Origin of the sequence: Microbacterium sp. NPDC080005 (genome assembly GCF_040702445.1) — a bacterium.
In the GTDB taxonomy this organism is placed as follows: Bacteria; Actinomycetota; Actinomycetes; order Actinomycetales; family Microbacteriaceae; genus Microbacterium; species Microbacterium oleivorans_D.
In genome coordinates, this window is record NZ_JBFBLD010000001.1 from 867,487 (window position 1) to 879,106 (window position 11,620).

Below are 11,620 nucleotides of genomic sequence, written 5' to 3' on the forward strand. Positions count from 1 at the left end.
CTGTAAAAACTTCGCTCGCCCGACAGAAAGGTTGATCCGCATGGGTTACATCAAGAGTGCTCTGCTCGAGGAGACCGGCTACGCCGTCCTCGACATGTACGGCAAGGACATCGACCCGAAGGAGTGGCTCGACGTCGAGTACGTCGACTGGAAGTCCTCGGGCGACACCCGGTTCGCGCCGCTGGCCTCGGCCAAGGGCGAGATCGAGTGCAACGGCTTCTGGAACCACCAGCCGCCGCGCACCGACAAGGACGGCGTCTGGATCCCGTCGCAGACGGAGAAGGCCCCCACGCTCACCGAGCGCGCCCTCGAGCCCGGCTCGAACGTCGGACGCTGCCGCATCATCGAACTGCAGCCCAACACGTACGCCGACGCCCTGTACAACCTGCACCAGGACGACAACAACCGGCTGAATCCGGACGGCACGGGCTGGGTCGTCCGCAGCTTCTTCAACCTCACCGACGACAAGGACAGCTTCTTCGTGCTGCGCGACAACCGCACCGACCCGAGTGGTGAGACCCGTATCGCTCTGCCCGCCGGCGCGCAGCTCGTCATCGACACGCAGCGCCTGTGGCACGCGGCGTACCACCCGGGTGACGCGCCCCGCTACTGCCTCATCACCTCGTGGGAGTCCGGCCCCGAGCTCGACGCCTACCTGGCGAAGTACAACGGCGTGAACAAGGTCGAGAGCGTCCCGCTCGACCAGGAGACGATCGACGCCGCCCAGGCCGAGCAGGAGCGCCGGATCGCCGCACGTGCCGCGGCGCTCGCGGCACGCGGCCAGCGCGAGGTGCTCGCGATGAGCGAGGCCTGACCTCGACGTAGTCCCACCGCCGACGCCCCCGGCCGACAGTCGGGGGCGTCGGCGCATATCGCAATCTTGTTTCGTGTTGGTTTCTGTTGTAGCGTGTGGACTTGTTCGAGGAGGACCACATGTACGCAACGGAGCGCCAGCAGCAGATCGAGCAGCTGATCGCCACGGATGGCCGCGTCGCCGTGCTCGACCTCGCCGACCGCTTCGGAGTGACCACCGAGACGGTCCGTCGTGATCTCGCCGCCCTCGAGCGCGTGGGGCTCGTCCGTCGGGTCCACGGTGGGGCGGTCCATCGCGCTCGCGCCAGCACGGCCGAGGTCTCGGTGGCCGAGCGATCGGGTCAGCGCAGCGGCGCCAAGCAGGCCATCGCCCGCGCCGCCGTCGAACTCCTCGGCGCTGAGCTCGACGGTGCCGTCTACCTGGACGCGGGCACGACGACGGGAGCCATCGCACAGCTGCTCGCGACGGGACCGCACCCGGCCGGCGACCTCGAGGTCGTGACGCACTCCATGTCCGTCGCGCACATCCTGGCCGGTGCACCCGCGGTCGGACTGACCGCCATCGGCGGCCGTGTGCGCGGCTTGACCGCCGCCGCGGTGGGTGCGCAGACCGTCGAGGCGATCAGTCGACTCCGCCCGGACATCGCCTTCCTGGGGACGAACGGCCTCTCGGCCGCCTTCGGCCTCAGCACGCCGGACCCCGACGAAGCCGCTGTGAAGCGTGCGATCGTCGCCTCGGCCCGCCGCATCGTGGTGGTCGCCGACGGCGACAAGTTCGACGCCGAGCTCCTCGTCTCGTTCGCATCGCTGAGCGAGGTCGACGTGCTCCTCACCGATATCGCCCCCGCGGGCACCCTCTCGGGCGCGCTGCGTGACGCCGACGTGGAGGTGCAGGTCGCATGATCGTCACCGTCACGACCAACCCGTCCCTCGACCGCGCCGTCTCGCTCGCCGCGCCCCTGCAGCACGGCGAGGTCCAGAGCGCACTCGGCGTCCGGGAGGATGCGGGCGGCAAGGGGATCAACGTCGCGCGAGTGGTCGCCGCGGCATCCCGCCCCACCCTCGCGGTCCTTCCCCTCGACACGGCCGACCCCTTCGCGACCGCGCTGGGGGCGACCGCCGTTCCGGTCCGCACCGTGCCGCACGACGGCGCCACACGCGCCAACATCACGATCGCCGACCCCGACGGAACGACGACGAAGCTCAACCTCCCCGGGGCCGAGTTCAGCGAAGCGGATGCCGCCGCCCTCACCGCGGCGGTCGTCGCCGCATCGGAGGGCGCCTCGTGGCTCGTCCTCGCCGGATCGCTCGCGCCGGGCCTTCCCGTGGACTACTACGTGACCGTCACCGAGGCCGTCCGGTCCGCGTGGGGGACCGCCGCTCCCCGCGTCGCGGTCGACACGTCCGGACCCGCACTGGCGGCCGTCGTCGCGGCGGGACGCCCCGACCTCATCAAGCCCAACGACGAAGAACTGGTGGAGCTCGCAGGTCGCGACCTCGACGCGTCGCTCGCGCTCCCCGACGCGGTCGCGGCCATCGCTGAGGAGCTCGTGCCGGCATCCGTCGGCGCAGCGCTCGTGACGCTCGGCGGCGACGGGGCGGTGCTGGTCACGCCCGACGGCGCCTGGCACGGGACGCCGCCGCCGACGCGCGTGCGCAGCACCGTGGGTGCCGGCGACAGCTCGCTCGCCGGGTACCTCCTCGCCGAGACCGCCGGTGCCGCACCCGAGGAGCGGTTGCGCTCCGGCATCCGCTACGGATCGGCGGCCGCATCGCTCCCCGGCACCCAACCCCCGACCCCGAACGACCTGTCGACCGGCGACGTGCCGGTGCGACGACTCTCGACGAACAACCCGACCACTGGAGGTCACCGTGACTGAGATCATCACCGCGGAACTCGTCAGTATCGACGAGCCGCTCGGCGCCGACAAGCGCGCCGTCATCGACGCGCTCGCCCAGCGCGTCGCCGCGCAGGGGAGGGCCACCGACGGCGCCCGCCTCGCGGACGACGCGTGGGCCCGTGAGGAGAAGGACGAGACCGGTCTGCCCGGCGGGATCGCCATCCCGCACGCGAAGAGCGCCGCGGTCACCCAGGCGTCGCTCGCCTTCGCGCGGCTGAACCCCGGCGTCGACTTCGGCGCGGAGGACGGCGGGGCGGACCTCGTCTTCCTCATCGCCGCCCCCGACACGGCTGCCGAGGAGCACCTCGCCGTCCTGTCCAAGCTCGCCCGCAGCCTCATGCGCGATGACTTCACCGCGGGTCTGCGCGCCGCCCGGAGCCCCGAGGAGGTCGTCGCCATCGTCCGCGAGGCCATTTCGGACGCGCCCGCGGCGCAGGCTCCTGCGTCCCGCGCCGAGGCGCGCGCCGCCGCGCCGACGCCCGCGTCCGCCGACGAAGCCCTCCTCATCGACGGGCGCCCTGCGCGCATCGTCGCGGTGACCGCCTGCGCCACCGGCATCGCCCACACCTTCATGGCTGCCGACGCCCTGACGGCGACCGGCCAGAAGGAGGGCGTCGACCTCACCGTCGAGCCCCAGGGATCGAGCGGTTACAAGGCGATCGACCAGCGCATCATCGACGAGGCCGATGCCGTCATCTTCGCCGTCGACGTCGATGTCCGCGAGCAGGCGCGGTTCGCCGGCAAGCCGGTCGTCCGCGCCGGCGTGAAGCGCGGGATCGAGCAGCCCGCGCAGATGATCCGCGAGGCCGTCGCCGCCGCGAAGAACCCGAACGCCGCGCGCGTGTCGGGTTCGGCGACGGCGAGCACGGCGTCCGCGGCCGCACCGACCTCTCTGGGCGGGGCGATCAAGCGCTCGCTCCTCACCGGTGTCAGCTACATGATCCCGTTCGTCGCCGGCGGCGGTCTGCTGATCGCGCTGGGTTTCGCGATGGCCGGCTATGAGATCGCCAACACCGCCGACGGTCAGACGGTGAACAATGCGGTGTACACGCTGCAGAACTTCACACTCGCGAATCTGCCGCCGGAGGGGCTGCTGTACTACCTGGGAGCGGTGGCGTTCCAGATCGGTGGTCTGTCCTTCGGCTTCCTCGTGCCGGCCCTCGCGGGCTACATCGCCTACGGTCTCGCCGACCGTCCGGGCATCGCGCCCGGGTTCGTCGCGGGTGCGACGGCGGTGTTCATGGGCGCCGGCTTCATCGGTGCCATCGTCGGCGGTCTGCTCGCCGGCCTTGCGGCGTGGTGGCTGAACCGCCTCGACGTACCGCGCTGGCTGCGTGGCCTCATGCCGGTCGTCATCATCCCGCTGCTCGGGTCGATCTTCGCCTCCGGGCTCCTGCTGCTCGTGTTCGGCGGACCGATCGCCGCACTCACGGTCGCGCTGAACGGCTGGCTCGCGGGGCTCACCGGGGCCGGCGTCATCCTGCTCGGCATCATCCTCGGTCTCATGATGTGCTTCGACCTCGGTGGCCCGGTCAACAAGGTCGCGTACGGTTTCGCGACGGCGAACCTCGCGGCGGGCATCGCCGGCGACGAGCGTTACTTGCAGATCATGGCCGCGGTCATGGCGGCCGGAATGGTCCCGCCCCTCGCGATGGCACTCGCGTCGACCGTCCTCGGCCGGAAGCTCTTCACGGCTCCCGAGCGCGAGAACGGCAAGGCTGCCTGGCTGCTCGGCGCGGCGTTCATCTCGGAGGGCGCGATCCCGTTCGCCGCAGCGGATGTCTTCCGCGTCATCCCGGCGATGATGCTCGGAGGCGCGGTGACCGGCGCCCTGTCGATGGCCTTCGCGGTCACCTCCCGGGCCCCCCACGGCGGCGTGTTCGTCTTCTTCGCCATCGACAGCTTCTGGCTCTGGCTGGTCGCGATCGCCGCGGGCACCGTCGTCAGCGGTGTCGCCGTCGTGCTCCTCAAGCGCTTCGTGCGCCGTCGTCCGGTCGACGCCGATGTGCCTGCCGTGGCCGTGACGGCATAGTCTCGATACACCGACTCAAGGAGGAAGATCCACCATGGCCGAACGGACCGCAACCGTCGCGAGCAGCTCCGGACTGCACGCCCGCCCCGCCAAGCTCTTCGTGCAGGCGGTCAAGGAGACGGGCGTTCCCGTCACGATCGCCGTTCCCGGTGGCCCCGACCAGAACGCCGGCAGCATCCTGACCCTGATGGGTCTGGGCGCGACGCAGGGAACGGTCGTCACGCTCAAGGCCGAGGGAGAGGGCGCCGAGGAGGCGCTCGACAAGCTCGTCGCCTTCATCGAGACGGATCACGACGCCGAGTGAGTCTCGACCCCCACGAACGACGGATGCCGCGGAGCGAAAGCCCCGCGGCATCCGTCGTTCGTGCGTGCGATGTCAGAGGTCGGTCGATTCTCCCGGATCGAGGGTGACGAACTCGCCGCCGTTCTGCTCCGTCGCCCACTTCAGCCGGTCACGGTGCATCGCGAGACCCGCGCGGGAAAGCGTCATGTCGTGCGTGCCGAAGGCGCGGCGCGGCTTCACGGCGAGCACGTAGTCCATCGCCTCGCCGATCTTCAGCCACGGTGCGCCGATGGGCGCCGCGAGCAGACCGACCTCGACGCCCTCGGGGACGGCGTAGGAGTCGCCCGGGTAGTAGAAGTCGTCGTTCACGAGGACGCCGAGGTTGTCGATGACGGGGATCGACTCGTGGATCACGCTGTGGGTGCCGCCGAAGAAGCGGAGTCGGAAGGGACCCAGCTCCAGTTCGTCGCCGACTTCCACCGCGGTGACGTCGTAGTCGGATGCGGCGGCCACGACACCCGCAGGCCCGAAGATCGGCACACCCGGCGCCTGGGAGAGGACGGCGTCGAGCTGGGCGGGGGTCCAGTGGTCCGGGTGCTCGTGGGTGAGGATCACGCCGACCAGATCGTTCAGATCGTCGAGGGGCAGGGTGAAGGAACCGGGGTCGATGAGGAGGCTCTTACCCTCGCTGTCGAGGCGGAGGCAGGCATGTTCGTGCTTCGTGACGCGCATCGTCCCAGTCAACTCACGAAGGGGGGCGTGAGGCAAGGGGGCGCCGATTTTGCACGGCTGTGAACGTCATGCATAATTGAACGGTTGCCTCCGCAGGGAGGGAACGAAAAAGTACGGCCCCATCGTATAGCGGCCTAGTACGCCGCCCTCTCACGGCGGTAACGCGGGTTCGAATCCCGCTGGGGTCACCACGGTGACGACACCCCCGACCGACACGGTCGGGGGTGTCGTCGTTTCAGCGTGCCGCGGGCTGTCCGTCCTCCAGCGGTTCTGCGCGCCGTCGTGCGCGGCGACGAGCACGACGCACGAGCTGGACGACGGCGACGACGATGCCGGCGACTGCCAACCACGGGAGCAGGAATCCCAGGCCGATGACGATCCCGTTGAGGGTCGCGACGAGCGCACTCCATCCCGTCGAGAACCCGTCCCCGAACCCCTGCGGGTCGGCGGCGACGACCTCGCCCGGCTCGACGACCGTGACGGTCGCACTCGACAGGGCGACCTCGTCCGCGAGCGCCTCGGACTGCGCCAGGAGCGAATCGAGTTCCGCCTGACGCTGCGACAGCGCCTCCTCGGCGGTCAGCAGGTCCGCCGTGGTCGCGGCATCCGAAATGAGCCCCTCCAGCCGGTCGACCGAGGTCTGCAGCGCCGAGATGCGGGCCCGCAGATCGGTCGACTGCGCGGTGACGTCCTCGCGGGTGATCTCGGACGACGTGACCTCGCCGAGGTCGTCGAGGCCGGTGAGGAACGTGGTGAGCCCGTCGGCCGGGACACGCACGGTGACCCAGGTGCCGCCCGGGGACGACACGGCATCGGCTCCCGTCGTCTCGGCAGGCGCGGCGGCCGACACGTTCATCGACTCGACGTAGCCGCCGGATGCCTCGGCCCGGTCTCCGATCTCGGCGACGGCGGCAGCGGGATCCGACGCCTCGAGAACCGTCGAGGCGGTGGCGACCACCTCACGACCCGCCGTGGATGCCGTGCCGCTCCCTTCCTGGTCGCCGCCGGAATCCCCGCCGAGATCGCCGCCCGATTCGGGCGCGACGGCGCCGCCGGCGCTCTGGTCGTACACGCTGACGGATTCGCCCGCCGTCGGGCCGCCGAGGGCGGGCCCGACGAAGCCTGCGACGACGATGACGGCGGCCGCCGCGCCGGTGTAGGCCCACCCGCGGCGCCGTCGCCGTTGCGAGGAAGCACGGGATCGCGAGACCTCTTCGCGGATCTCGGCGAGGAGTGCGGCCTCGATGTCGTCCTGTCTCTCCTGCGTGAGGTCGGGGAGCTCGATCTCGTGCCGGGTCATGATCCCTCCGATCCCACGACGGTGCGCAGCCGTGTCCGCACCCGTGAGAGGCGGTTGCGGACGACCGCGTGCGAGATGCCGAGCTCCGCCGCCGCGGCCGCGTAGGCGTATCCCTCCGTGGCACAGAGACGGAAGATCTGCTGGTCCAGGGGCGAGAGGGTCCCGAGCTCCGCCAGGACGCGTTCCGCGAGATCCGTGCCGATCACCTGGTCCTCGACGTCGACGGCGGCGGGGATCGTCTCCTCGACGGCCCCGGCGGTGTGGAGCCGATCGCGGCGCTGGCGCCGCATCCGGTTCGCGCTCTGGAAGCGGCAGATGGTCACGAGCCACGGCAGCAGCGACTCGCTCACCAGGTCCAGGGCCGGCAGTCGCCGCCACGCGACGAGGAAGGTCTCCTGCATGACGTCCTCCGCATCGGCTGTGTTCCCGAGGAGGCCGTGAGCCAGCCAGTACACCGGCTTCGCGTAGGCGCGATAGAGCTCGCGGAAGGCCTGCTGGTCGCCACGCCCGGCGGCGGCCACCAGGTCCGCGTCACGCCTCGCGAGCGGGTCGGCCATGGCATCCTCGTTCGTTCTGTCGATGGGGGAGTGTCGCGTCACGGAGCATCGTCTCAGGCACCTCAAAAGGTACTCTGGGGGTCGCCCCCCGCATGAAAGGCCCTCATGGAGCTTCCCCTCTGGTTCGAGGTCGGCTCGCTGGTCGTCCTGACGCTCATCCTCGTCGCCGACCTGCTGCTGATCATCAAGCGGCCTCACGTGCCGTCGACGAAGGAATCGACGCTCTGGGTCGTCTTCTACGTCGCTCTCGCGCTCGTGTTCGCGCTCATCATGCTCGTGGTCACGAACGGCGAGTACGCGGGTCAGTTCGTCGCGGGGTGGCTCACGGAGTACAGCCTGTCGATCGACAACCTGTTCGTGTTCGTCCTCATCATGAGCCAGTTCTCGGTGCCCCGAGCGGCGCAGCAGAAAGTGCTGATGGTGGGCATCATCATCGCGTTGATCCTGCGCGGCATCTTCATCCTGCTGGGCGCGGCGATCATCGAGCAGTTCAGCTGGGTCTTCTACCTCTTCGGGCTCTTCTTGATCTACACGGCCTGGAAGCAGGCCTTCTCGAGCGAGGACGACGACGAGGAGGAGAAGAAGGAGAGCTTCATCGTCCGGGCGCTGCGTCGACGCATGTCGATCAGCGAGGAGTACGACGGCGCGAAGGTGCGCACCGTCATCGACGGCAAGAAGGTCTTCACCCCGATGGTGATCGTCTTCGCCGCGCTGGGCATGACCGACCTGCTCTTCGCGATCGACTCCATCCCGGCCATCTTCGGCATCACCCAGAGCGCGTTCATCGTCTTCACGGCGAACATCTTCGCCCTCATGGGCCTGCGTCAGCTCTACTTCCTCCTGGGTGGTCTGCTCGACCGCCTCAAGTACCTGCACTTCGGCATCGCCTTCATCCTCGCCTTCATCGGCGTGAAGCTCGTCCTGCACGCGATGCACGAGAACGAGCTGCCCTTCATCAACGGCGGCGAGCACATCGAGTGGGCGCCGGAGATCTCCACCTGGGTCTCGCTCGGGGTGATCATCGCCTCGATGGTCGTCGCGACCGTCGCGAGCCTCATCGCCGCGCGCCGCGAAGGGTTGCGGGAGCCGATTCCGGCGACGGGGCCCACCCCGGTCCACCACGCGGAGGATGTCGCCGACGAGCAGGGCACGCCCTCGACGGTCGACCCCCGCCCGTCCGAGAAGGACTGACGCGCCGCCTCAGAACGGGCGGAGATTCGCCCGGAGGGTGGGTTCATACTCCCGTCGCAGGATGCCCCGACGACGCAGGATCGGGACGAGCTCGTCGAGCGTGCGGTGCACCGTGACCGGGTGGAGGTCGCCCCACAGAAGCACGCCGTCGTTGCCCCAGGAGCCGTACTCGTCGATGCGGTCGGCGAGTTCCTCGGCGGTCCCGACCCAGCCGGAGCCGTCGTGCAGACGACCCTTCCTCGCGTGCGCGGCGAGGATCCGCCGCAGCGGCGCATCCTCGTCGTGCTCGCCGAGGAGGCGGCGGATGCTGCCGTGCGAGACGTGCTCGCCGAAGATCCCCCGATCCAGCGGTCGATCGAGATCGAGGCCCGTGAGGTCCGTCTCGAGGTCGCTGGACTGGTGCTCGGCGATCCAGCGGAGGGTGGCCTCGTCGGGGTCGAGCGACGCCGCCACGATCCGGTCCGCTTCCTCCGCGGAGGACACGACGACGGGTTGGATCGCGAAGAGGATCGTGATGTCCTCGGGCCGACGGCCCGCCGCGGTCGCGGCCTCGTGGATGCGGCGCCGGTAGCCGCGGACGGACTCCTCCGTCATCGGGGCGAGTGCGAGCTGCACGTCCGAATTGGCGCCCGCGAAGCCGAGGCCGCGGGGCGAACCGCCGGGCGAGACGATGACGGGTTCGCCGTCCGTGAACGGGATCGCATTGAGCGGACCGTCGAAGGCGAAGTAGTCGCCGCGGTGGACCGTCGGGCGGAGCTTCGTCCCGTCGGCATAGCGACCCGCCGCGGCATCGGCGATGAGCGCGCCCTAGGGCCAGCTGCGCCAGAGATCGCGCACCGCCGTCATCCATTCCTCCGCGCGGTCGTACGCCGCGTCGTGCCCGAGCTGGGCCGCGGTGGAGAAGTGACGTGCGCTGCCGGTGTCGGTGACGACGTTCAGCCCGAGCCGATGGCCGCTGAGATGCTGCAGCGTCGCGAACTGCCGGGCGACGGTGTAGGGCAGGGTCGCGGCGGGGTTCACCGTCGGGACGATGCCGATGCGCTCGGTGGCGGCGAAGAGGTACGGCGCCAGCAGGAGAGGGTCGAGCTTCGGGCCGCCGAACGCCTGCCGCACGCGCAGATCGATGGTCTCCGCGGATCCGAGCGAAGGGGCGTCCTCGATGATGAGCAGATCGAATCCGGCCTGCTCGAGCGTGCGGACGGCGTCCTGGTACAGCGCCGGCGATGTCCAGTCGTAGTCCCAATCGAGGTACGGGTGGCCCCACCCGTGCGGCCCGAAACCGCGCGCGAGGAACCATCCGAAGTGCTGCGGTCGGCTCATGCGACCACCGCCACGTCCGCGGTCAGAGCGGATGCCGCGGCCGTGAGCCCGCGCGCGAGATCCGCGAGCAGGTCGTCGACGTCCTCGATGCCGATCGACAACCGGAGGGTGCCGGGGTGGACGCCCAGGGCCGCACGCTCGGCGGGGGAGCGTCGGGCATGGCTGGTCGTACCCGGGTGCAGGACCAAGGACCGTACGTCGCCGAGGTGGGTCATGTGGGTGATGACCGACACCTCCTCGACGAAGGAGCGGGCAGCGGGGAGTCCGCCCCGCAGCGTCACGGTGAAGACCGAGCCGTACCCGCCGCGGAGGTAGGACCGGGCGAGGTCGTGGGTGGGGTGCGACGCCAGACCGACGTAGTCGACCGACTCCACCTCGGGGTGTTCTGCGAGCCACCGGGCGACGGCGAGCGCGTTCTCGGACTGCCGCTGCACACGCAGGCTGAGCGTCTCGACGCCCTGGCCGATGAGGAACGCGGTGAGCGGCGACGGTGTGGGACCGAAGCGGGGTGCGACGCTCTCTCGCAGGTGCGCGATGCGGGCGCGTCCGCCATGGCGATCCCAGACGCTCGGCGCGACCGCGGAGCCCTCGACGAGGTGCGGGAAGAGGTGGCCGGAGCGGGACGCGTCGAATCGCCCGTCGTCGACGATGACACCGCCGAGGACGGCGCCCTGCCCGGCGAGGAACTTGCTCGCGGAGTGGACGACGATGGCGGCGCCGTGCTCGAGAGGACGGAGCAGGTAGGGCGTCGCGAACGTGTTGTCGACGATGAGGGGGATCCCGACCTCCTCGCCGACCGCGGCGACGGAGGCGACGTCCAGGACGTCGTTGCGGGCGTTCGCGATCGATTCGCCGAGCAGCACACGGGTCTCGGGCCGGATCGCGCGACGCCAGGCATCCGGGTCGCGGATGTCGTCGACGAAGGTCGTCTCGACACCGAGCCGGGCGAGGTTGTCGACGAGGAGCCCCCGCGTCCCCTCGTAGATGTGCGTGGAACTGACGATGTGCGAACCGGCGGTGACGAGTCCGAGCAGCGCCACCGCGAGCGCCGCCTGTCCGGACGCGAGCAGAACGGCCTCTGCGCCGCCCTCCAGCGACGCGAGCTTGCGTTCGACGGCGTCGACCGTCGGGTTGCCCGTACGGGTGTAGCCGAAGCCGTCACCCGCCCCGAAGTGGGCGGCGGCCTCGTCGAAGGAGTCGAAGGTGAACCCCGCCGTGAGATGGATCGGCACGGCGCGCGGGGTGGCCGCCGCGGCATCCGTCCCCACGTGGACCTGTCGCGTCGTGAACCCCTCGGCGGTTCGCTCCGTCATCGTCGTCTCCTGTCCCTCAGGCCACACAGCGTGCCACGTCGCGGGCGGCGGGCGGAGTCCGTGAGACGTGGTGTTACGCGCCGGGAGCGACTCGCCCCGGCGGACCCGGTGGTAGTCTGACGCGGTGCGGACCGCTCGACTCCTTATCGGCCGCGACGAGACCTCGCTCTGAGCCCTC

The 11,620-nt window shown here is 70.3% G+C and carries 10 protein-coding genes, 1 tRNA gene and 1 pseudogene; 7 read left to right on the top strand and 5 right to left on the bottom strand.

Annotation, left to right across the window (positions count from 1 at the left end; genetic code table 11):
• Positions 1-40 precede the first annotated feature (40 nt).
• From AB0259_RS04150 to AB0259_RS04170, 5 genes are all read left to right on the top strand, one after another.
• Positions 41-814 (top strand): hypothetical protein, encoded by a 774-nt coding sequence (locus tag AB0259_RS04150; protein ID WP_251581140.1) that lies wholly within the window; start codon positions 41-43, stop codon positions 812-814.
• A 119-nt stretch (positions 815-933) separates the two neighbouring features.
• Complete coding sequence (locus AB0259_RS04155; RefSeq protein WP_366220472.1) at positions 934-1,716, top strand: DeoR/GlpR family DNA-binding transcription regulator; 783 nt, start codon at positions 934-936, stop codon at positions 1,714-1,716.
• Positions 1,713-2,693 carry a 1-phosphofructokinase family hexose kinase gene (locus tag AB0259_RS04160; protein WP_366220471.1) on the top strand — a complete coding sequence of 327 codons (981 nt, stop codon included), beginning with the start codon at positions 1,713-1,715 and terminating at the stop codon, positions 2,691-2,693. Before AB0259_RS04155 ends, AB0259_RS04160 begins: the two co-directional genes overlap by 4 nt.
• Positions 2,686-4,746, top strand: a complete 2,061-nt coding sequence (locus tag AB0259_RS04165; protein ID WP_366220470.1) for a fructose-specific PTS transporter subunit EIIC — start codon at positions 2,686-2,688, stop codon at positions 4,744-4,746. The genes AB0259_RS04160 and AB0259_RS04165 overlap by 8 nt, the downstream gene beginning before the upstream one ends.
• A gap of 34 nt (positions 4,747-4,780) precedes the next feature.
• Positions 4,781-5,050 (top strand): HPr family phosphocarrier protein, encoded by a 270-nt coding sequence (locus tag AB0259_RS04170; RefSeq protein ID WP_064001929.1) that lies wholly within the window; start codon positions 4,781-4,783, stop codon positions 5,048-5,050.
• Positions 5,051-5,122: 72 nt separating this feature from the next.
• Here AB0259_RS04170 and AB0259_RS04175 read toward each other — a convergent pair whose 3' ends face one another.
• Positions 5,123-5,761, bottom strand: a complete 639-nt coding sequence (locus AB0259_RS04175; RefSeq protein WP_366220469.1) for an MBL fold metallo-hydrolase — start codon at positions 5,759-5,761, stop codon at positions 5,123-5,125.
• Between the two features lie 115 nt (positions 5,762-5,876).
• On the opposite strand from AB0259_RS04175, the gene AB0259_RS04180 reads away from it, so the two are divergent.
• A tRNA-Glu gene (locus AB0259_RS04180) sits at positions 5,877-5,952 on the top strand.
• Between the two features lie 44 nt (positions 5,953-5,996).
• Here AB0259_RS04180 and AB0259_RS04185 read toward each other — a convergent pair.
• Positions 5,997-7,061: a DUF4349 domain-containing protein gene (locus AB0259_RS04185; RefSeq protein ID WP_366220467.1), complete on the bottom strand. Its 1,065-nt coding sequence runs from the start codon at positions 7,059-7,061 to the stop codon at positions 5,997-5,999.
• On the bottom strand, positions 7,058-7,618 hold the full coding sequence (locus AB0259_RS04190) for a sigma-70 family RNA polymerase sigma factor (protein ID WP_366221389.1): 561 nt from the start codon (positions 7,616-7,618) through the stop codon (positions 7,058-7,060). The genes AB0259_RS04185 and AB0259_RS04190 overlap by 4 nt, the downstream gene beginning before the upstream one ends.
• A 105-nt stretch (positions 7,619-7,723) precedes the next feature.
• Here AB0259_RS04190 and AB0259_RS04195 point away from each other — a divergent pair, with 105 nt between their 5' ends.
• A complete protein-coding gene (locus AB0259_RS04195; RefSeq protein WP_366220465.1) occupies positions 7,724-8,809 on the top strand; it encodes a TerC family protein in 1,086 nt (361 codons plus the stop codon).
• Between the two features lie 9 nt (positions 8,810-8,818).
• On the opposite strand, the pseudogene AB0259_RS04200 reads toward AB0259_RS04195, so the two are convergent.
• Both AB0259_RS04200 and AB0259_RS04205 read right to left on the bottom strand, forming a co-directional pair.
• Positions 8,819-10,129: pseudogene (locus AB0259_RS04200) on the bottom strand (LLM class flavin-dependent oxidoreductase).
• Positions 10,126-11,442 carry a PLP-dependent transferase gene (locus AB0259_RS04205; RefSeq protein ID WP_366220463.1) on the bottom strand — a complete coding sequence of 439 codons (1,317 nt, stop codon included), beginning with the start codon at positions 11,440-11,442 and terminating at the stop codon, positions 10,126-10,128. The pseudogene AB0259_RS04200 and the gene AB0259_RS04205 overlap by 4 nt, the downstream one beginning before the upstream one ends.
• Positions 11,443-11,620 lie beyond the last annotated feature (178 nt).